Genomic DNA, 22,802 nt, shown 5'->3' with positions numbered 1-22,802 from the left:
AAGGGGGCTAAAAACAAAAATCATGATCAAGAACTATTTAAAAATCGCTTGGAGAAACCTTTGGAAGAACAAAGGCTATAGTATGCTGAATATCTTTGGTTTGGCAATAGGTATCACCTGTGCAGCCATGATTTTGCTTTGGGTAGAAGATGAGGTTGGTTATGATGCTAATTTTGATAAGCAAGACGTGGTATATTATGTACCCACAAATCAGCAATATGAAGGTGAGTGGCGTACATTTCATTCAACTCCCGGTCCGTTGGCAGAAGTTTTAAAGGAAGAGGTGCCAGGTATTGTAGGTGCAGCCCGAACAAAAGAAGAAGATTTTTTGTTTCAGGTAGGTGAAACGGCCATCAATAAAAATGGACGTTACGCAGATCCTGATTTTTTAAGTATGTTCAGTCTGTCATTTGTGGAAGGAAATTTGGAAACTGCTTTTAATGATGTAGATGCCATTGTTATTTCACAAGAAACGGCTACACAATTATTTGGTGAGAATATTTCAGCAATTAACAAAGTAATTAAAATAAACAACGAAGAAAGTTATACCGTTTCAGGAGTTTACGAAGATTTGCCGCACAATGTAACCTATAGTTTTGATTGGGTTGTTCCTTTTGAACGATTTGCAAAGGATAATGAATGGGTAAACGAATATGATAGAAACTTCGCGGACACTTTTGTGGAACTTTCTCCAGAAGCAAATTTTGATGTGGTCAATAGTAAAGTAAAGGCAATACTACCAATGAAAACCGAGGACGATGAAACCATCGCCTTTTTATTCTCCATGAAAGATTGGCATTTACGTTCGGCATTTGAAGGCGGTAAAAATATAGGAGGACAAATAACCTATGTACGGCTGTTTAGTCTTATTGCACTCATTATTTTATTAATTGCCTGTATCAATTTTATGAACTTGGCTACGGCACGCAGCGAGAAAAGAGCAAATGAAGTAGGGGTGCGTAAAGTTTTAGGCTCTGGGAGAAAAGGACTGATCTCTCAATTTATGGCAGAAGCGATAATCACAGCAGGGTTATCTGCCGTGTTAAGTGTGCTATTTTTAAAGTTATTGGTGCCGCAATTTAATACCATGATCGGCAAACAATTAGCGTTAAACCTGGTAAACCCAACGCATTTGTTAACGCTGTTAGGTATCACATTGATTTGTGGCTTGGTTGCAGGCTGGTATCCGGCATTTTATCTGTCATCTTTTAAACCTGTAGACGTTTTAAAAGGAGCAAGAAGGTCAAAAGGAAGTGCCTCAATGATAAGAAAAGGGCTGGTAGCTACTCAGTTTGTTGTATCCATAGTATTTATCATCAGCACCATTATCGTCTATCAACAAGTACAGCATGTAAAAGGACGAGATTTAGGCTATAATAAAGATAATCTGGTGAAAATTCCCGTTAACGGAGATATGATCAAAAACTTCAAACCTATTGAAGAAGACATGAAAGCTTCGGGGATGATAGAAAGCATCGGATTCATTAATTCTGATATTTTATCCGGTGGAAATAATACATCGGGGTTAAGCTGGCAAGGCGGTGTAGATACTGAAGATGTACTGGTATCGGTTAGAGATATTACAGTAGATTTCTTCAACACTACAGGAATGAAAATTATTGAAGGACGCGGATTTAGTAACAATCCTGCACAGGACAGTGTCAATATTATTGTAAGTGAATCTTTTGCAAAACTTATGGGTAGCGGCAGTGCCATTGGTAAAACTATAGAAGAAGATTATCCTGTGATAGGGGTTGTAAAAGATTATGTGTACGGAGATATGTATGGTTCAAGTGACCCTGTCATTTTTTTCAACGATCCTAGTCAAGCACGTTTTATGTATGTAAAAACTAAAACGGGAATAGAAACAGCATTGGCACTAAATGCAATGGAAGCAACGTTGCACAAGTTTAACCCTGCGTTTCCTTTTGAATATGAATTTGTGGATGACACTTACGATGCCAAATTTAAGAGTGAGCAATTAATAGGCAACCTATCCCAGGTTTTTGCACTGCTGGCCATCCTAATATCTTGTTTGGGACTCTTTGGCTTGTCCGCTTTTACTGCAGACCAACGTAGAAAGGAAATAGGCGTGCGAAAAGTGCTTGGTTCAAGTGTTACAGGTATTGTGGGCTTATTATCTAAAGATTTTATGAAATTGGTAGGTATGGCCATAGTCATTGCAACGCCAATAGCCTGGTTGTTAATGCAGAATTGGTTAGAAGGTTTTGCATACAGAACGTCAATCGATGTTTGGGCGTTCATAATTGCCGGTGCGGTAGCCATTGTAATAGCGTTATTGACCATTAGTTTTCAAGCTATTAATGCAGCAAGGGTAAACCCGGTAAAAAGTCTAAGAACGGAGTAGTGGCTTTGTAAATATATTGGACATAATCTGTCTAAATATTTGACACTTAGTATTTTGTGTATTTACATAAATAATTGAAAATCAATATTTTGTATTCTTGGCATAGAAATAGAATTTGATACTCCGTAATCAAGCATCAAAAAACGAGAACCATGTTTAAAAACTATCTAAAAATCGCCTGGAGGAGTCTAAAAAAGCAAGCCTTTTTCACTTTTCTAAACACCTTCGGTCTAGCCATAGGAATGGCGGGGGCATTAATTATATCGCTTTATATCTACGATGAGCTTAGTTATGATAAAATGTTTGCCAATGCAGATAGGATTTATCGTATAGACTCTGATATCAAATTTGGTGGAGCGGAAATTAAGGCAGGGGAAGCTGCCGCACCAATGGCGGAAACCTTAAAGAGAGACTATCCACAGGTAGAAGCTTCAGTGCGTTTTAGGACCATAGGTAGTGCTTATGTAAAGAAAGTTGGGGGAAACAGAAGTGCCAAGGAAAACCATATCACCTATGCCGATTCCACTGTTTTTGAATTTTTTGGGATAGACTTACTTGCGGGTGATGCCAAAACGGCATTAACGGGTATCAACTCTTTGGTGCTTACTAAAACTGCAGCAGAAAAACATTTTGGTTCTACAGATGTTATAGGTCAAAATTTATTGTTGGATAATACAGATACCTATACGGTAACCGGTGTCATAGAAGATATGCCCAAAAATTCTTATTTCAATGATTATAGTGTGTTTTTGGCAATGGCGGGCAATGTGGCATCCAGGGAAGATAATTGGGGCGGTAATAATTATTTTACATTTATAAAGTTAATTCCCGGTGCAAAGGCTGAAGATTTTCAAGAGCCCTTACAAGGTATGTTAGAGCGTTATATGTTGCCATGGGCGCAAAAATATTTTCCTGGTATGACGGCAGAGTCGTTTGCGGCATCCGGTAATTATATTAGGTACCACACCATGCCCTTGACCGATATTCATTTGCATTCAGATAAAAGCTCGGAAATGAGTGCAACGAGCAGTATTCAGAATATCTACATTCTTTCTTTTATTGGGCTGTTCTTGATCATATTGGCAAGTGTTAATTTTATGAATTTGTCTACGGCTCATTCGTTAAAGAGAGCAAAAGAAGTAGGGGTGCGAAAAACCTTGGGCTCAAATAAACTGAATTTGGTCTTTCAATTTTTAACCGAATCAGGATTAATTGCATTTGTGTCTTTGTTAGCGGCACTATTGATTACACTGGTAGCTTTGCCGTTTTTCAATGGCTTTACAGGTAAATCAATTGAAATTCCGTTTACGCGGCCCTTATTCTGGTTGGCGTTATTGGGGGCAACTATGTTACTTGGGCTGTTGTCAGGAAGTTATCCGGCGTTTTTTATGTCGAGGTTTACACCTGTTAAAACGTTAAAAGGTAACAGTTCTGAAAGTGTGGGCAATGGTAGGGTACGTAATGCCTTGGTAATTTTTCAATTTTCAATTTCGGTATTTCTTATTATCAGCACCTTGGTAGTATTTCAGCAATTGAATTACATACAGAATAAAGATTTGGGCTTCTCCAAGGACCAAGTATTGCTAATAAATGAATTGGGAGCATTAGGGTTCAAAACCAATGCTTTTAAAGAACAGATTGCGAATATGGGTTTTGTAGAGAGCGCTACATTAAGCAATTATTACCCAACACCTTCATGGCGATCAGATAGTTCGTTCTTTGAAGAAGGTTCTAGAGATCAAGAAAGTGCCATTCAAATGCAAGAGTGGGATGTAGATACGGATTATCTAAAAACTATGGAAATGGAACTGGTTGCCGGTCGCGATTTTAATCCGACGTATGCATCAGACTCCACAGCTATGATTATAAATGAAGCTACGCTGCCTATTTTAAATGTAACGGCAGAAGAAGCTTTAGGATTACGTATTTCAGAAGAAATAGAACAAGAAAACCCTACATATTATACCATAATAGGGGTAGTTAAAGACTTTCATTATAGAACGTTAAGAACTAATATAGGTGCCTTGGGGATGCATTTAAATTCAAATGCACAGAACATGGCGGTAAGAATGAGTGGTGGAAATTATATAGATAATATTAAAGCCATTGAAAATACGTGGAACACCATGGCGCCAGGTCAACCATTCGATTTCCGGTTTATGGACGAAGCCTTTAACACCACCTACGAAGCCGAACAAAAACTGAGTCAGATATTTTTCATTTTTACTATGCTGTCCATTTTTATTGCTTGTTTGGGATTATTTGGATTAGCTGCCTTTAATGCCGAAAAACGAACAAAAGAAATCGGTGTTAGAAAAGTGTTGGGAGCTACTGTAAGTCAAATTTCTTACCGACTTACGGTAGATTTCCTAAAATTAGTGGGCGTAGCCATTTTGATTTCTTTGCCTATAGGCTGGTATGTCATGAATAAATGGCTTGAAGATTTCTCATACAGAATTGAGATTGGTGTTGGGTTATTCCTGTTGGCGGCTGTGCTTGCCATTATCGTGGCAATACTAACAGTAAGCTACCAAAGTATAAAAGCGGCAATTGTAAATCCTGTTAAGAGTTTACGGTCAGAATAAGTAAAGCATCAAACTTCATCAATCAAAAAGAACATCATGTTAAAGAATTATATCAAGATAGCTTGGCGTAATTTAATAAAGAACAAGCAGCAAACTATCATCAACTTATTGGGTCTTACGCTGGGTACCGTAAGCTGTTTAGTAATATTGTTATATGTATTTGCGCAGTTGGGTTATGATCAGCACCATAACCAGGCGTCATCAATTTATAGGGTGGAGACAATTATAGATCGTGATGGTCAAGAATCTTTTGATTCCGCCACCTCGTCGCCACCAATAGCATTTGCGTTAAAAGAAGATTTTGCCGAGGTAGAAGAAGCAACCAGAGTTGTGTTGACCGATGTATTTTTCAGTCCATTAATAAGAGCGACAAATAGCGAAGATGCTTACTATGAACCAAGGGTCTATTTGGCAGATTCAACTTTTTTCAAAGTATTCAATTTTAAAATACTTGAAGGTGATGTAAAAACGGCTTTAGATGAACCCAATATCGTAATGCTGTCATCATACTTGTCCGATAAGTTATTCGGCAAAACCAGTCCTTTGGACAAAACTGTAGTTTGGGGCAGTGGGGAAAGTGCGTTAACCCTTACCGTAAAAGGAGTTTATGATGAAAAGGCTTATAAAACGCATTTTAATCCTAGTTACATTGTAAGCATGAGTACTCCGGGAATGGGGACCTTTGTACAGAACTTCCAGAGCTTTGCCACCAATAATTTTGCCTACAGTTATGTGAAATTGACCTCAAATGGTAGTGGCTTAGGTCTTCAACGGAAATTGCCCCAGTTTATGGAAGATAGAGGAGCGCAAGATTTAAAAGATGCCGGTATGAGCAGTAAGACGCTAGAGCTTACAAAGGTTACTGATATTCACTTGTACTCCAACGGTAGAAAAAATCAGCTGGGTCGCGTATCCAATAGTACCTACCTTTATTTTTTACTGAGTTTGGCATTTTTTATACAATTGGTGGCATGTATTAATTTTATAAATCTTAGTACGGCTAGGGCTAGTAAAAGGGCGCGTGAAATTGGGGTTAGAAAAGTAGTTGGCGCAGGTAAAAATGCATTAATGCGGCAATTTTTGGGCGAGTCTTTGTTACTGTCCATATTCGCTATGTTGATCAGTATTCCTATAGTTATATTGCTTTTGCCATTTGTAAATGAAGTAACACAGGAATCATTGACCTATACAAGTTTGTACCAATGGCAGATTTTGGTAATATTATTGGCTATAGGCGTAATTACAGGTTTGGCTTCAGGTGTTTATCCTGCTATAGTCCTGTCTTCTATAAAACCGGTGAGAGCATTAAAAAGTTCGGCTATTTTACAATCTGGTAGCGGTACCTTTAGAAAGGCTTTAGTAGTATTTCAATTTGTAATTTCTATATGTTTAATAAGTACGGTAATTATTATAGGCCAACAGTTTAAATATGCCCAAACCAAAGACTTAGGTTATATAAAAGATAACCTATTGGCATTGCGGGTAGGGACCGAAGAATCATCTAATAAGTTTGAATCTTTAAAAGCATCATTTTTAAAAGTACCGGGCGTATTACAAGTGTCAAGTGGAAATTATTCGCCGTCGGAAATTATATTGGCAGATAATGGATTTTACTTGCCAGGCGGAAATAAGGAAAATAAAACAGTGGTAAAACGTAACGGCGTTAGCGATGGCTATTTTAACACCATGGGTATAGAATTGTTGAAAGGTAGGGATTTCAATGCTGCCGATACCGTAGACCAGATCATAGTGAACGAGGCTACGTTAAAGGCTTTTAATATTGATATTGAAAACGCGTTAAGTGCCACTTTGATGCAAAGTTATGGCGATGAAATTGACGAATTACGAATTATAGGTGTGGTAAAAAACTATCATTTTGCTTCCTTAAAAGAAGAGATTCAGCCTTTGTTCTTGCATAAGGAGACGGAACCTAATTGGCTGTTTATTAAGGCGAACACAGAAAATTATGGTCAGTTGCTACAAGGTTTGGAACAACAATGGAAATCTACGTTAAGTAACATCCCTTTTGATTATAGATTTGTAGATAAAGAAGTAGAAAAGTTATACGAAGAAGAAAAGCGTTTAGGGTTTATCTCTGTAGGATTTACCATTTTAGCAATATTCATAAGCTGCTTGGGCTTATTTGGACTTATCTCATATGTAGCGGAGCAAAAGAAAAAAGAAATAGGTGTACGTAAAGTGTTGGGCGCAAGTGTACGGTCAGTAGTTAAATTACTAACGAAAGACTTTATTAAACTGGTACTCATTGCTTTTGTATTGGCATCACCAATAGCCTATTACTTTATCTCTAGATGGTTAGAGGGATTTACGTATCGTATTGAAATTAAGTGGTGGGTATTTTTGGCAAGTGGTGTACTTGTTATGGTAATCACATTTTTGACCGTGGGACTGCAATCATTAAAATCAGCAGCTGCAAATCCCGTAAAAAGCTTGCGTTCAGAGTAATTTTTGAAATGTATGGTCAAAACTTGGTTTAGCATTGATGACAATGGTGTAACATTCTAATTTTTAAGTAGTCATTGTAAATATATTGTACATCTTTTGTCAAAATATTTTACACACGAGAATGTATTTTTATTTTAAGTAATTGATAATTAGATGTTTACTATAGTGGCACGGAATTAGTTTCATATTTTATATCATCAATCAATCAATCAATCAATGTTTAGCATCAACTAATCATCAATCAAAAAACGAAAGATCATGTTTAAGAACTATTTAAAAGTTGCTTGGCGAAATCTACTTAAGAATAAGGGGTATACCGTTATAAATGTGGGCGGACTTGCCCTTGGTATGGCGGTAACTTTAATTATTGGGCTTTGGATCCAAGATGAGCTGTCCTATAATAGCTACTTCAAGAATAAAGAAAGTATAGCTCAAGTTTTTCAATCGCAAACCTTTAATGGCGAAACAGGAACAGGACCTGCCATACCAAGACCTTTGGAGAAAGCCTTAAGAGATGGTTACGGTGATAACTTTAAGCATTTGGTCATGTGTTCTTGGACTAATGACCATTACTTAAAATATGGTGAAAAGAGCATATCTAGACCAGGTAATTACATGCAACAAAATGGACCTGAGCTTTTTGGTCTGGAAATTATTAAAGGAGAGCAAGATGGGCTACGGGAGATCAATTCCATTATGTTATCAGCATCAACGGCAGATGCCTTGTTCGGTAATGAAGACCCCATAGGTAAAACGGTTACCGTAAGTAATGAGCACAAGTTGAATGTAAGCGCGGTGTACAGGGATATACCTGTCAATAATTCATTTAACGATACCGATTATATTATTCCTTGGGAGAAGTATTTGGCAGTGAACGAATGGATAAAAAATGCCGAAGATCAATGGGGCAACAATTCATTTCAAATGTTCGTACAATTGGCAGATAATACAACCATTGAGCAGGTAACCAATAATATTAAAAACGTAAAGAAAGATTTAAACGAAGATACAGCTCAATTTAATCCGCAGATCTTTTTGTTCCCAATGAAAGATTGGTATTTGCGTAGCAGTTTTGAGAATGGAAAACAAGAAGGTGGGCGCATAAAGTACGTGTGGTTATTTGGTGTCATTGGAGCTTTTGTATTACTGTTGGCATGCATCAATTTTATGAATTTGAGTACCGCCCGTTCAGAGAAAAGGGGCAAGGAAGTTGGCATACGTAAATCTATTGGTTCTCAAAGAGGGCAATTAATCTATCAATTTTTGAGCGAATCGTTTCTTGTGGTTGTTTTTGCATTTGTAGTAGCCATATTGTTGGTATTACTTTCCTTGAACGGATTTAATGAACTATCTAGAAAAGAAATATCCTTTCCGTGGAATAATGGTATGTTTTGGATGGTGTCATTGGTGTTTATAGTGTTCACTTCCTTGTTGGCAGGTAGCTATCCGGCGTTATACCTATCATCTTTTAGACCGGTAGATGTGCTTAAGGGTACGTTTAAGACCGGAAAGTATGCAGGGTTGCCAAGAAAGGTATTGGTTGTAGTTCAGTTTACGGTCTCGGTAGCTTTTATTATAGGTACGGTGATTGTGATGCAGCAAATCAATTTTGCAAAAAATAGACCTGTTGGGTATGATAAGGAAGGGTTGATACAGATACCTACTTTTAGTCAAGATTTTGTGGGGAAATATGATTTAATGCGAACCGAATTCATAGGATCTGGAGCGGTAGTGGAAATGTCAACATCGAGCAGCCCAACAACCCAAATATGGTCTAATAGAGGCGGCTTTACATGGGAAGGCAAACCAGAAGGTTTTCAAGAAGATCTAGCGTGGACAGAAGTTTCACCGGAGTACGCAAAATCCCTAAATCTTAAAATTTTAGAAGGGCGCGATTTTTCAAGAGATTTTGCAACTGATTCATTAGGGGTGTTGATCAATGAAACCGCAAAGAAATATCTGGGTATGGAGAATCCTGTAGGGCAGCTGCTACGAGACGATGACGAAGAAGACCCTAATCCGCCATTAAAAATTATAGGTGTTGTTCAAGACATGATCACCCAATCACCTTATGAACCGGTAAAACAAGGTGTTTATGTGTATGATAGGTTCAATAATGCCAGTTACTATAACCTAAGGTTGAATCCTAATAACAATGCATCGCAGAGTATTGCTACCGTAGAGAATGTGTTTAAGGAGCATTTTCCGGATATTCCTTTTGAATATGAATTTATAGATAGCGAATATGGTCAAAAGTTTGCATCGGAAGAACGTATTGGTACACTCTCGGGAGTATTTACGGCACTGGCAATTTTAATAAGTTGTTTGGGGTTATTTGGCCTGACATCTTTTGTAGCCGAGCAAAGAAAGAAAGAAATAGGGGTGCGTAAGGTATTGGGAGCGTCTATTTTCAATGTATGGAATATGTTGTCCAAGGACTTTTTAAAACTGGTGGTTATCTCTTGTTTTATTGCCGTACCTATAGCTTATTTCATTATGAACGGATGGTTGCAGGAGTATCCGTATAGAGTAGTACTCAAATGGTGGATTTTTGCGGTAGCCATGTTGGGCGCAATGTTAGTGACCATTGCCACGGTAAGTTTTCAAGCTATTAAGGCAGCAAGGGCAAACCCGGTGAAAAGTTTACGAACAGAATAAGGGAAAGGTCATAACGTATCAATCAAACCAAAAATATAAATCATGTTCAATAACAACTTAAAAATTGCTTGGAGAAGTCTAAGGACAAATAGATTGTTCTCAGGAATAAATATTTTAGGGCTTTCCCTTGGCTTGGCCATTACCATTGTCCTATTCTTATTTATCAGTTATGAACGGAGTTTTGATTCAGAATATGAGCAAAAGAAAGATATTTTTAGGGTTTTGGTCCATACTGATGAAAGTTATGATAAGCAAGTACTGTGTACGGCACCCGCGGCAGTAGCTCCAGCGCTTAAGACTGATATACCTACCGTAAAAAAAGCGGCCCGCATCTTAAGACATGGTTTTGGCGAAACAGCTTTTGTTAAGGTTGGCAACACCAATTTTTTAGAAAAAGAACTTTACTGGTGCGACCCGGAACTGTTTGAGATTTTTAATATACAGATCGTAGAGGGCAAATCATACAAGGCTTTGGAAAGACCCAATACGGTAGCGTTGTCCCAGAGTACGGCAAAAAAATATTTTGGCGGTGAAAACCCTATTGGGAAAACTATTTTAGTGGACAATGAAGATCATTTAGAGGTTATAGGTGTTTTTAAGGATTTTGCGTCCAACAGTTCGATCTCATATAATGCCATAGGTTCATTTAGTTCCACTTTTGCGTATAAGGAGCCAAGTTGGGGAAATTCCAGTTTTGAGACCTATGTCCAGTTAGAACCTAATGCATCTGTTGCTACCACAGAGATGCAAATGCAAACGGTTTTGGATAAAAATGTAGATAAGGCAGGGCAATGGTTCTCGTTTTCATTGCAGCCTTTGGAAAAAGTACATTTATTTTCTGCAGGATATGTCAATTCCTATTCAAACAATATTGGGGACATTGCTGAAATACGCAACTTGACATTTCTTGCACTATTGATTTTATTGATCGCTTGTGTCAACTACATGAACTTGATGACGGCAAAATCGCAAAAGCGTACCAAAGATGTTGGTATAAATAAAACTTTAGGGGCATCCTCAAAAAGTTTGGTTGTACGTTTTTATGCGGAAACAGGCTTGGTAACATTTATTTCCCTGCTCATTGGTATAGGTATTTCGGCTTTATTGATTCCGGCATTTAATGCTATAACAGGTCAGGAATTGCAAATTTCATTGTTGTTACACGTAGAAATGTTATTAGGATTGGGTTCGTTCTGGTTAATTACCAGCTTGGTTGCCGGTTCCTATCCTGCTTTTTATCTTTCCAGGTCCTCACCAAAAGCTGTTTTAAATACAGGTGCCAATAGTGGTAAAGGGGTTATAACTTTAAGGAAAGGATTGGTGGTTCTGCAATTTGCGGCATCGGTGGTTTTAATAGTTGCCGTAACGGTTATTTACCAGCAATTACAATTTATGCAGCAACAGAAACTGGGTTATGAGCCTGAAAATACAATTGCTGTAACCACGGGAGGAATACGTGGAGCAGCTATTAAACAAACATTGGTAGAGGAGTTTAAATCACTAAGTTCGGTATCTGATGTAGCCATGGCCCAAGGTTTTCCGGGCATTTCCGTTAGCGGACGTACGTTGTTCAAAAATGAGAACGATGAAAGCGGTCTCCAATTAAGTACTAATCATTCTGACGCCGAAATTATTGAGCTATTAAAATTAAAACTGTTGGCAGGTAAAACATTGCCATTGGTAAAACAGGAAGGAGATACGCTTATAGAAGTTGTTTTGAACAAAAAGGCTATAGACTATTTGGGGTATTCACCGGAAGAAGCAATAGGTAAAAATGTTTTGATAGGAGGTTTTGGTAATAAAGCAAAAATAACCGGAATAGTGGATGACTTTAATTACGAATCTCTTCATAGGCCAATAGGGGCCTATGCGTTCCATAATTATAGAAGTGAGGCTAAATCCTTTGTGCTTATGCGGGTTAAAAGTGCAGACCTAACGGAAACGTTGAACCAATTGAAATCAACCTTTGAATCCGTTATTTCAGATGCCGCCTTTGAATATGTCTTTTTGGACAAAAATATGGAACGCCTTTATGCACAAGAACGTAAGACAGTGTTCATGGGGCTTATCTTTTGCGTATTGGCAATTTTTGTAGCCTGTTTGGGTCTTTTTGGCTTGGCGGCTTATACGGCAGAACAACGTAAAAAGGAAATTGGTGTCAGGAAGGTATTGGGCGCTTCTGTATTAGGTATTGCGCAAATGTTGTCCAAGGATTTCCTCAAATTGGTTTTGGTTGCTGTTACCATTGCGTTCCCAATGGCATATTGGCTAATGACCAATTGGCTGCAAGATTTTGCATATAGGGTTGACTTGGGTTGGACCGTGTTTGCATTAGCAGGAATTCTAGCCCTTTTAATAGCGCTGTTTACGGTTAGTTTTCAGGCCATAAGTGCGGCTTTGGCGAATCCCGTAAAGAGTTTACGAACGGAGTGATAGATACGTCATCAATCAATCAAAAACGAGAATCATGTTTATAAACTATTTAAAAATTGCTTGGAGAAACTTAATAAAAGATAAGCTGAATACGGGTTTAAATGTAATTGGATTATCTGTGGCTTTCGCCGTTGCCATATTATTGGGAATGGCAGCCATGTATCAACTATCATTTGAGGGTTTTCATAAAAATGGAGATGCCATTTATAAGATTGTAAAAACGCTACAAACACCCAAAGGTCCGCAAGCAGGCACAGTTCATCCAGCTCCTTTTTCACCTACTTTAGCAAACGAGGTACCAGGGGTAAAGCGCATTACGAGATATTTGCAAGATGGTACATTAGCAATACAGGCCGATAAAGAAATTGATATGGATGTCGTATGGGTAGATGAAGATTTCTTTTCCATGTTCGATTTTCCGATTAGTAGTGGCGACCAAAATACCCCTTTAAATGATTTGTCTTCGGTAGTATTGACTAAAAAAGCGGCAAACAATTTGTTTGGTTCAACAGATATAATTGGGAAAACCTTCAACTTATTAATAAGTGGCCAAGAAAAGCCATTTAGGGTCAGTGCCATTGCAGAAAATGTTGTTTCGCAAAGTAATTTAGGTTTTGAGATAGTTGCCCGTTTTGAAGGCCATCGAGATTATTTGGATTTAAAGGATCACTGGGATTCGCAATATCATGATGTATACGTAGAATTAGAGGATGGGGTCACAGCAGAAGGTTTTGAAAAAAGTAGTCGGTCTTATGTGGATTTTCATTACAACAAGAATATAGAAATGTTAATAAGAGACGGTGCGTCTGCCGACTCAGATGGTCGATATATAAATTTGAATTTGGTTCCATTGACCGATGTGCACTTTGCCAGTCTTAAAAGTGGTACTGTAGTAGTAAGTAGAAGCCTACCCTATTTAATTCTTGGTGTTGCATTTTTAATTTTGTTCATCGCATGTGTTAACTATATTAATATGAGTATCGCCAAATCTGCCAAACGATTAAAAGAAATAGGAATGCGAAAAACTCTTGGAGCTCAAAAAAAGCAATTGTTTTTCCAATTTTGGGGCGAAAGTCTTTTCGTATTTATGGTATCAATAGGTATAGGTGTATTATTGAGCTTTGCGTTTTTAAAAGATTTTAAAACGGTGTTCAATACCAATGTGAATGCAGATATGCTTTTGAAGCCTTCATTTTTGCTGGGGTTAATGGGTATAGTAATACTAATTACAATTTTTGTTGGTGGTTATCCTGCATTGTTAATGAGCCGCTTAGGTACCATACAATCTTTAAAAGGTAAACTAGAATCTACCGGAAGTAATAGCGTGAGAGACGTGCTTATGGTATTTCAATTTGGTATCGCCATTTTAATGATTACTGGGACACTGGTATTATGGGGGCAAATTGATTACATGGGTAATAAAGATTTAGGTTATGATAAAGAGCAGGTAGTTTCATTCCCTTTAAATGGCAAGATAAACAGCAATACTATTGTAGAATTACTTCGAGATGAATTAAAAGGGAATCCAGATATTATATCAATCAGTGGCGCAGATAATAATTTAGGATTAGGAAGAGACGGCAGTAGGTCTTCAAGTAAAATTGGTTTTGAATATGAGGGGCGTGCTGTAACCACTAATTTTTTGGTTGTAGATCATGAGTTTGTTAAAACCTTGGGCATCAACATGGTTGCTGGCAGAAATTTTGAAAGTGCTGCAGATAGTTTAGGTGTTGTAATCAATGAAGCCATGGCAAAAGAATTAGGGGCAGAGGATCCTTTAACCGCTCAATTGGAAATTAATGATGGGGTGTATTATCCTGTTTTAGGGGTAGTAAAAGACTATAATTTCAATGATTTGGACAGGGCTATTGAGCCAATTACATTTTATATCAGCAGGGAATGGGGCATAACATACGGTTATGTCAAAGTAGCGCCGAACAATATGGCAAACGCTTTTACAGCTCTGGAAAATGCTTGGAAAAAGCTTGAACCAAATGCTGAATTTTTAGGGTCGTTTTTAGATGAAAATGTAGATAGAACCTTTAAACGAGAAAAGACAACGGCCAAAATGATAACTAGTGGTTCTGTACTGGCAATTATATTAAGTTGTATGGGGCTATTTGCAATGTCGTTGTTAATCGTTTCACAACGCACCAAAGAAATAGGTATTAGAAAAGTAGTAGGTGCCAGTGTAGTCTCTATCACCTATATTCTTACAAAAGATTTCTTGAAGTTGGTTTTCGTGGCTTTTATAATTGCCTCGCCAATTGCCTGGTTGGTAATTCGAGAATGGTTGCAAAACTATACCTATAGAATAAATCTTAGTGTTTGGTTCTTTATAGGTGCGGGTTCTATTGCCGTACTTATTGCTTTGCTTACTATCGGTTCGCGAACTATTTCGGCAGCTAGGGCCAACCCGGTAAAAAGTTTACGAACGGAATAAATTTAAACCAATATGCTACGTAATTATTTAAAAATCGCATTTCGTAATGTTTGGAAAAATAAAGTGTTTTCCTTGATAAACATTTTAGGGCTTTCTATTGGTCTTAGCGCTGCTTTTGTAATTGGGGCAATGGTATTTTATGATCTTACTTTTGATAAGTTTCATCCAGATGGGGATAAAATATATAGGGTTACTACGTCCTTTAAAAGTCCGGATGGAGATTTTTACAATGCAGGCGTAACCGTGCCATTGGCGCAAGCGTTGGTGGACCTTAAAATGAACGAGTTTAATGCTGTTGCACCAATATTCACAGCATTCCCGTTACATGTACAAAATAAGGCAACGGGTCACTTGTTCAAAGATCCTGAATTTGTGGCCTATGCCTCCCCCTCTTATTTTAAGGTGTTTGATTATCAATGGTTGGTGGGTAATAGCGATAATGCTCTAACGGAGCCAAATAGGGTTGTTTTGAGCCAGGAACGGGCAAAAAAATATTTCCCCGATCAGGAACTGCAAAATATTATTGGAAATTCCGTAGTTTATAATGATACTATTTTGGCAACTGTATCGGGCATTGTGGAAAATTTTAAAGGAAGAACGGATATTGTTTTTGAAGAATTCATCTCTTTAAAAACCGCTGCTACCCAAGATATGACCAATGCCGTGAACGAAGCAAATTGGAACAATACCAACTCGGCCTCTCAATTGTTTATGAAATTATCCCAAGGGGCAGACCCTGTAAAGGTTCAAGAAACCCTTTCACGTATAGCAAAAGAGCATGATGAACCGGAAATGGTGGCAATAGGCAGAACCAGTGCATACCATTTGCAACCCTTGGCGGATATTCACTTAAATCCAAATTATCATACATTTGATTTTGATGATAGTCGCACTTCGTTATCGGCATTAAAAAGTTTATTGATTTTGGCGGTGATTCTTGTCCTTTTGGGATGTATAAACTTTATCAACTTAAATACGGCCCAAGCCATACAACGAGCAAAGGAAATAGGAATCAGAAAAACCTTGGGAAGTTCAAGGAAGCAGTTGGTACTCCAATTCTTGGGAGAAACGTTCATTTTGAGTTTGGCCGCTGCAACACTTTCTTTTTTCCTGTCCAAATGGCTGCTTGCCCAATTTTCGGATTTCATACCTAAGGGACTCACTTTTGAACTTTTCTATAATCCTTGGATAATTATGGGTATAATCCTCATGTTGTTCTTGGTAACGGTCTTATCGGGTTTTTATCCTGCTATTGTCATGTCCAAGTACAAACCGGTTTCTGTGTTGAAACAGCGGGTACTGCCCAGTTCGGATAAGGGTTCGTTACGAAAATATTTAACCGTATTTCAATTTGTCATTGCACAGGTATTTATCATTGCTACATTAATGGTGGGTAAGCAATTGAACTATATCATGAAAAAGGATATGGGCTTTAAAACAGAGGCTATTGCGTATTTCCGAACACCATGGCGAGATACCTCTGCCGTAAAACGAGCAAGGTTCGTTCGCCAGATGGAGGAATTGCCGGGAGTTGATCAGGTGGTACTTTCTGGAAATCCGCCGGCATCATTTTCTACAATGAGCATGGGTGTTAAGTTCGTTGAAGGGGATAAGGAAGTAAACTCTAATTTACAATTGATGTACGGTAATGCCCGTTATTTTCAACTTTATGATTTAAAGTTGGTGGCCGGTAGAATGCCATTGAACGATTCCATTCGGGAATTTGTGGTCAACAGATCGTATTTAAAAGTGTTGGGAATAACGGAACCAGAAGATATAGTGGGCAAAAATCTAAAGGTGGATGATGAAAACTTGCCCATTGTTGGAGTAATGGATGATTTTAACCAACATTCCTTAAAATATGGTGTGGCTCCAATGGCGTTCACAGGAGGTTCCTATAGGGGTAGGTGGACACAGTTCAAAACCATTCATTTTAAATTGAACAGTAAAAACACCGGTGATTGGCCTGCTACTTTTTCTAAAATTGAAACGATTTGGAACAAGCTGTACCCGTCATCTGATTTTGAATACACGTTTATGGATGATACCGTAAAACGTTTTTACGAAAGTGAGCAAAAAACCTCAATCTTGTTACAATGGGCTACCGGTCTTGCAATTCTGATCAGCTGTTTAGGGCTGTTTGGTCTGGTCATACACACCACGGAACGTAGAACCAAGGAAATAGGAATACGTAAGGTACTTGGTGCCAATTTAATACAGCTTAATTTTTTACTGTCAAAAGACTTTTTAAAACTGGTTTTAATAGCATTTGTCATTGCGGCACCCCTTGCATGGTACGGATTATATATCTGGCTTCAGGAATTTGCCAATAAGACAGAAATCAGTTGGTGGATTTTTGCCATCAGCGGATTGGCAATGGTATTGGTTTCATTGATGATTATGATGGTAAAAACGGTAAATTCCGCTAATATAAATCCTGTTAAAAGTTTAAGAGCGGAATAATAAATATGATTTTAACCATCAACCACTTATACACTATATTACTAATCAATTAATTCACTATATATAAGATGTTATTACAATTAAGAAATATTTTTAAATGGGTTCAACAAGGCGGGCAACGTGTTTTCTTGCTTAAGGATATAAACCTAGAGGTTGCAGAAGGGGAGTTCATTTCTATTATGGGGCCTTCCGGTTCAGGTAAATCTACATTGCTGAACGTAATTGGTATGTTAGATACTTTTGATGAAGGTGAGTATGATTTCTTAAGTGAATCTGTACATAACTTAAAAGAAAAATACCGATCTAATTTGTACAAAGAGTATATCGGCTTTGTGTTTCAATCGTATCATTTATTAGATGAACTTACGGTAGAGGAAAATTTAGAGATGCCTTTGCTTTATAAGAAAGTAAAAGGCTCTGAGCGAAAAGCCTTGGTAGCAGATATGTTGGATAGATTTAATATTGTGGGCAAGAAAGATTTGTTTCCGACCCAGCTTAGTGGAGGGCAACAACAATTGGTAGGTATAGCCCGTGCATTGATCGGCAATCCAAAATTAATATTGGCCGATGAGCCTACCGGAAATTTAAACTCGCAACAAAGTGAGGAAATTATGGAACTGTTCAAAAAATTGAACAAGGAAGATGGTGTAACCATTATTCAAGTAACCCATTCGGAAAAAAATGCCGGCTATGGTTCAAGAATTATCAACCTTTTGGACGGTAGAAAGATTTAACGGTATTGAAAATTGGATTTTCACGGAATGTCATTTTGATCCTAGTTGAGAACCTTAGGGTAAGACTGTTATTTTAGAATATCAGTTAACGTATCCATTTGCAATTTTTTAATTGAATAATGAGGTTGTCATAATCCATTTAAAAACAAATAGTTCTGGACTTAATTTGGAATTTCAATCATCCAACAACCACCAACCACTAACTAATCTGTATACCCTTCAGGATGCATTTCATCGAACGTAGTTTGGTCTTGGAATGCTTTGGCAAGTAAGAGTATACTTGCTTCGTCATATAGGTTGCCCACCAAGGTAATACTTGTTGGGTGTTTCTCCTTGTCCAGTCCTGTTGGTATGGCTATGGCAGGATGACCGGTAAGGTTGGTAATGATCAATTGCCTATTGCCAAATGACGGTGAGATGAGTACATCGAAATTTTTCATGATTGTCTGCATTTTCTCTATCAATACCTGTCTATGCCTATTGGCCTGTAAATATTCTACCGCTGGTATAAACCGCGCCTGGCGTAAAGAATTGGCCCTTGAGCGTTGATCTTGTTCCACCATTTTGTCCACATTTTTAGAACGGACCAAGTCGTCAAAAAATGCACCGGCTTCTGCTCTTAGGATAACATCAAAGCTAGAGTAGGGTATATCCTTTGGCAATTCCACTTCATGTAGGTCTATCCCCATCTCTATAAAGGTCTTAATGGCTTTTTCTACATTGGCCTTGCTAAGCGAGGAATCTTTTTCTATATCTTTCTTTAGGTAGGCAACTTTTAGATTGTTATAATTTCGTGCAGGGTCAAATCCGTCAGGAAAATCCATGGTCATAGCGTCCAGGGAATCTTTTCCGGCTATTACACTGTACACAATGGCACAGTCTTCTGCACTTCTGGCCATAGGCCCTACTTTGTCCATTGACCAGCTTAAGCTCATTACGCCATGCCTACTTACCCTACCGTACGTGGGGCGTAAACCTGTTATTCCGTTTCGGGTACTGGGTGAGGTTATAGAGCCCAATGTTTCCGTTCCCAATGCAAAAGGAACCAATCCGGCCGAAGTTGCTGCGCCGGAACCTGCAGAGGAGCCAGAGGCCCCTTGATCCGTATCCCATGGGTTTTTGGTCTTGCCATTGAACCATACATCACCACGAGCCAAGGAGCCGGAGACCAATTTTGCTACCAAAACCCCACCCGCAGCCTGTAATTTCTTGACCACCGTGGCCGTCATATTAATTTCTTGGTCTCTATACGGTGCTGCGCCCCAAGTGGTTCTATAGCCCTCTACTGCCATCAAGTCCTTTACTCCATAGGGTATGCCGTGTAAGATACCTCTGTAAAGGCCTGCGGCAAGCTCTTCATCTAGTAGTTTGGCCTGTTTCAGTGCCATTTCTTCGGTAATGGTAATAGTGCATTGAAGTATGGGGCTATATTTTTTTAAACGGTCAATAAAGAACTGCGTAAGTTTTACGGAACTTATTTTTTTGTTTTTAATAAGGGATGCTAGTTCTGGAATGGTAAAAAAGGCCAGATCGGCTTCTTTTGCAGGAAGCCCAACATCTGCAGGAATTTTCCAATCAGGAAAACCTTTGTGCGCACGCGGTATAAAATTCAAGGGTAGGGGGTTAAACTGTACGGCAGGAATGGTGTTGGCATCCAAAGTGTATTTTCTTAAACTGTCAAAACCTTCTTTATTTCGCTGTAGGTAGGGGTAAAGGGTATCAATATATTTTTTGTCAAAATTAAGCCCTACAAGTTTTTGGGAGCGTTGAACATCTTTTTTTGAAAATTGATTTTTGGTGCCTGAACAGGCTAAAATAAAACAGAGTGTTATAAATGTAAAAAGTGGTCTTATGCGTATCATGGCTGGGGCGTGCTATTATTTAAATTGTGCTGGAATTCTAAGGTACAGATTTTGCTAGGTTCCGCTTATTGAAAAGCCAGATTTCCGTAAGAATTTAACTTATGGCAATAACAGATTCTATTTATAATGGCATCTTCATTTTCAATACGCTAACTTCATAATCTAACATCTAAGGATTATCTTTGTAACCTACTTGCAAACGGGCAGGTCAAGAATGAATTTATATAATGAAGATAGAGAAAAAAGATGTCCTTAAAGCTTTAGAGCAAATTACGGTTCCTGGTGAAGGTCAGAATATGGTAGAGAGCGGTTCGGTAACCAATGTTCAAATTTTTGGTGATGAGGTTGAGGTAGATATAACGATTAAGAACCCAAGTTTACAGGCGCGAAAGAAAACGGAGGTCGAGATTTTAAAGATTATACATAGGGAGGTCTATGAGAAAGCTAAGATCAAGATCAATGTAAAGGTGGAAGCCCCTGTGGCAAAGCCCAATAAGGTCAATGAAATAAAGGGGAAACCAATTCCAGGTATTACCAATATAATTGCTGTTGCCTCCGGTAAAGGGGGGGTGGGCAAGTCTACCGTTACCGCTAATTTGGCGGTAACCCTTGCAAAAATGGGATTTAAGGTTGGCCTTTTGGATGCTGATATTTATGGACCCTCCATGCCCATTATGTTTGATGTGGCCAATGAAAAACCATTGGCGGTAAATGTAGCGGGTAAATCTAAAATGAAACCTGTAGAAAGCTATGGGGTTAAATTGTTATCGATAGGGTTCTTTACCCAAAGAGATCAAGCGGTAATTTGGAGAGGGCCAATGGCCAGTAAGGCTTTGAACCAAATGATTTTTGATGCACATTGGGGCGAATTGGATTTTATGCTGATCGATCTTCCACCGGGTACGGGAGATATTCATTTAAGTATAATGCAGTCGTTACCGGTAACGGGAGCCGTTGTGGTAAGTACCCCACAGGAAGTGGCCCTTGCAGATGCAAGAAAGGGGGTGGCTATGTTCCAACAAGAATCCATTAATGTTCCGGTATTGGGAATTATTGAGAATATGGCCTATTTTACACCTGCGGAATTACCGGAGAATAAATACTATATTTTCGGAAAGGAAGGTGCCAAGCATCTATCAGAAGATTTAAACGTACCTTTCTTGGGAGAAATACCTTTGGTGCAAAGTATTCGTGAAGCGGGCGATGTAGGAAGACCCGCCGCTTTACAGACGCAAACACCTGTAGAATCTGCATTTGAGGAGATTACCAAGCAGGTAGTACTGGAAGTTGTAGGTAGAAATAAGACTTTACCACCTACGGAAGCAATAAAGATTACAACAATGGCAGGTTGTGCTGCAGTTAAGAAATAGTAGATATGACGTTTGAAGAACTAACATTGAATGTTGAAAAAGCTTTGGCTGAAATTAGACCTTTTTTACAGAGTGATGGGGGTGACATAAGCCTGATCTCTGTTGAGGAAGAGTCGGTAACCGTAAGGTTAGAAGGCGCTTGTGTTGGTTGCAGCGTCAATCAAATGACCCTTAAAAGCGGTGTGGAAATGACCATTAAGAAATATGCGCCACAAATACAGAACGTAATTAATATAGGTGGTTAAACCTTGATGATTATCATACTTTATGAATCAATGGATTTATAATTTTGAAAGGCGTAAACGATTTCTTCAATGATTAAGACCGATATATTGATAATTGGCGCAGGACCTACGGGTCTTTTTGCCGTTTTTGAAGCAGGACTATTAAAATTAAAATGTCATTTGATCGATGCCTTGCCACAGGCAGGTGGTCAATGTGCTGAAATCTACCCCAAAAAACCCATATATGATATTCCTGGATTTCCAGAGATATTGGCCGGTGATTTAGTAAATAACTTAATGGAACAGATAAAATCCTTTCAGCCCGGATTTACGTTGGGTGAAAGAGCGGAAACCATTAAGAAATTAGACGACGGTACTTTTGTGGTCATTACAAATAAGGGAACGGAACACCATGCCCCTATTGTGGCAATCGCCGGTGGTTTGGGCAGTTTTGAGCCTAGAAAACCCCTGTTGCATAACTTGTCCAAATATGAGGACAACGGTGTTGCTTACATGATCAAGGACCCTGAAGTGTACCGTAATAAAAGGGTGGTCATTGCTGGGGGTGGAGACTCTGCATTGGACTGGAGTATATTTTTGGCAGATGTAGCTGCACAGGTGACATTGGTGCACAGAAGAAATGAGTTTAGGGGCGCTTTGGATTCTGTAGAAAAAGTTCAGGAACTGAAGAATCAAGGCAAGCTTAATCTGATTACTCCCGCTGAAATTATTGCCTTAAATGGCGAAGATATATTGGAATCTGTTCTAATTAGAAAAATATCCGATGCTAAGGAAGAACTAGTATTGGAGGTTGATCATTTTATACCCTTGTTTGGTCTATCCCCAAAATTGGGACCTATTGGCGACTGGGGACTAGAAATAGAAAAGAATGCAATTAAGGTAGATACATTTGATTATCAGACCAATATTCCCGGTATTTATGCCATAGGCGATGTCAATACCTATCCTGGTAAACTAAAACTGATTCTATGTGGTTTTCACGAGGCAACGCTAATGTGTCAAAGCGCTTTCCAGAAAATTCATCCAGATAAAAAGTACGTTATGAAATATACTACGGTAGGTGGTGTAAGCGGTTTTGATGGAACTAAAAAAGAAGCGCCTAAAGCAGTGGTGAAGAAGATTGAATAAATAAGTGAATTAGTTCATTAGTGAAATAGTGCAAAAGTGAACTAGTG

Annotated in this window: 12 protein-coding genes; 11 read left to right on the top strand and 1 reads right to left on the bottom strand. The window is 38.5% G+C overall.

The genetic code is table 11. From position 1 onward, the window contains the following. Window positions 1-22: 22 nt before the first annotated feature. The 8 genes from Q2T41_RS07545 (at window position 23) to Q2T41_RS07510 (ending at window position 18,150) form a co-directional block, all read left to right on the top strand. Entirely contained in the window at window positions 23-2,368 is a 2,346-nt protein-coding gene (locus Q2T41_RS07545; protein ID WP_304435583.1) for an ABC transporter permease, read from the top strand. Window positions 2,369-2,520: 152 nt separating this feature from the next. Further along, entirely contained in the window at window positions 2,521-4,953 is a 2,433-nt protein-coding gene (locus Q2T41_RS07540; RefSeq protein WP_304435582.1) for an ABC transporter permease, read from the top strand. 36 nt (window positions 4,954-4,989) lie between these two features. Next, window positions 4,990-7,419, top strand: coding sequence for an ABC transporter permease (locus tag Q2T41_RS07535; protein WP_304435581.1), 2,430 nt, complete (start codon window positions 4,990-4,992; stop codon window positions 7,417-7,419). Window positions 7,420-7,677: 258 nt separating this feature from the next. Further along, window positions 7,678-10,077, top strand: a complete 2,400-nt coding sequence (locus tag Q2T41_RS07530) for an ABC transporter permease (RefSeq protein WP_304435580.1) — start codon at window positions 7,678-7,680, stop codon at window positions 10,075-10,077. A 42-nt stretch (window positions 10,078-10,119) separates the two neighbouring features. Continuing rightward, window positions 10,120-12,510: an ABC transporter permease gene (locus tag Q2T41_RS07525; protein ID WP_304435579.1), complete on the top strand. Its 2,391-nt coding sequence runs from the start codon at window positions 10,120-10,122 to the stop codon at window positions 12,508-12,510. Between the two features lie 34 nt (window positions 12,511-12,544). Then, window positions 12,545-14,953 (top strand): ABC transporter permease, encoded by a 2,409-nt coding sequence (locus Q2T41_RS07520; RefSeq protein WP_304435578.1) that lies wholly within the window; start codon window positions 12,545-12,547, stop codon window positions 14,951-14,953. Window positions 14,954-14,965: 12 nt separating this feature from the next. Then, window positions 14,966-17,416 carry an ABC transporter permease gene (locus Q2T41_RS07515; protein ID WP_304435577.1) on the top strand — a complete coding sequence of 817 codons (2,451 nt, stop codon included), beginning with the start codon at window positions 14,966-14,968 and terminating at the stop codon, window positions 17,414-17,416. Between the two features lie 68 nt (window positions 17,417-17,484). Beyond that, window positions 17,485-18,150 (top strand): ABC transporter ATP-binding protein, encoded by a 666-nt coding sequence (locus tag Q2T41_RS07510; protein ID WP_304435576.1) that lies wholly within the window; start codon window positions 17,485-17,487, stop codon window positions 18,148-18,150. Window positions 18,151-18,353: 203 nt separating this feature from the next. On the opposite strand, the gene Q2T41_RS07505 is transcribed toward Q2T41_RS07510, so the two are convergent. Then, window positions 18,354-20,012, bottom strand: coding sequence for an amidase (locus tag Q2T41_RS07505; RefSeq protein WP_304435575.1), 1,659 nt, complete (start codon window positions 20,010-20,012; stop codon window positions 18,354-18,356). 227 nt (window positions 20,013-20,239) lie between these two features. Between Q2T41_RS07505 and Q2T41_RS07500 the strand changes: the two genes are divergently transcribed. From Q2T41_RS07500 to Q2T41_RS07490, 3 genes are all read left to right on the top strand, one after another. Then, the gene (locus tag Q2T41_RS07500; RefSeq protein ID WP_304435574.1) at window positions 20,240-21,382 is read left to right on the top strand and encodes an Mrp/NBP35 family ATP-binding protein; all 1,143 of its coding nucleotides are present in this window, start codon (window positions 20,240-20,242) and stop codon (window positions 21,380-21,382) included. Window positions 21,383-21,387: 5 nt separating this feature from the next. Beyond that, entirely contained in the window at window positions 21,388-21,627 is a 240-nt protein-coding gene (locus Q2T41_RS07495; RefSeq protein ID WP_089260826.1) for a NifU family protein, read from the top strand. A gap of 69 nt (window positions 21,628-21,696) precedes the next feature. Then, window positions 21,697-22,755, top strand: coding sequence for an NAD(P)/FAD-dependent oxidoreductase (locus tag Q2T41_RS07490; RefSeq protein WP_304435573.1), 1,059 nt, complete (start codon window positions 21,697-21,699; stop codon window positions 22,753-22,755). Window positions 22,756-22,802 lie beyond the last annotated feature (47 nt).

The organism is Maribacter confluentis (genome assembly GCF_030505015.1).
GTDB lineage: Bacteria > Bacteroidota > Bacteroidia > Flavobacteriales > Flavobacteriaceae > Maribacter > Maribacter sedimenticola.
The sequence above is the reverse complement of the archived record's forward strand: the minus strand, read 5'-3'. Positions and strand labels throughout refer to the sequence as shown.

Bases quoted from the DNA above. Each gene is read 5' to 3' on its own strand.
- Q2T41_RS07545 (WP_304435583.1), top strand. From the start codon at position 23: ATGATCAAGAACTATTTAAAAATCGCTTGGAGAAACCTTTGGAAGAAC.
- Q2T41_RS07540 (WP_304435582.1), top strand. From the start codon at position 2,521: ATGTTTAAAAACTATCTAAAAATCGCCTGGAGGAGTCTAAAAAAGCAA.
- Q2T41_RS07535 (WP_304435581.1), top strand. From the start codon at position 4,990: ATGTTAAAGAATTATATCAAGATAGCTTGGCGTAATTTAATAAAGAAC.
- Q2T41_RS07530 (WP_304435580.1), top strand. From the start codon at position 7,678: ATGTTTAAGAACTATTTAAAAGTTGCTTGGCGAAATCTACTTAAGAAT.
- Q2T41_RS07525 (WP_304435579.1), top strand. From the start codon at position 10,120: ATGTTCAATAACAACTTAAAAATTGCTTGGAGAAGTCTAAGGACAAAT.
- Q2T41_RS07520 (WP_304435578.1), top strand. From the start codon at position 12,545: ATGTTTATAAACTATTTAAAAATTGCTTGGAGAAACTTAATAAAAGAT.
- Q2T41_RS07515 (WP_304435577.1), top strand. From the start codon at position 14,966: ATGCTACGTAATTATTTAAAAATCGCATTTCGTAATGTTTGGAAAAAT.
- Q2T41_RS07510 (WP_304435576.1), top strand. From the start codon at position 17,485: ATGTTATTACAATTAAGAAATATTTTTAAATGGGTTCAACAAGGCGGG.
- Q2T41_RS07505 (WP_304435575.1), bottom strand. From the start codon at position 20,012: ATGATACGCATAAGACCACTTTTTACATTTATAACACTCTGTTTTATT.
- Q2T41_RS07500 (WP_304435574.1), top strand. From the start codon at position 20,240: ATGAAGATAGAGAAAAAAGATGTCCTTAAAGCTTTAGAGCAAATTACG.
- Q2T41_RS07495 (WP_089260826.1), top strand. From the start codon at position 21,388: ATGACGTTTGAAGAACTAACATTGAATGTTGAAAAAGCTTTGGCTGAA.
- Q2T41_RS07490 (WP_304435573.1), top strand. From the start codon at position 21,697: ATGATTAAGACCGATATATTGATAATTGGCGCAGGACCTACGGGTCTT.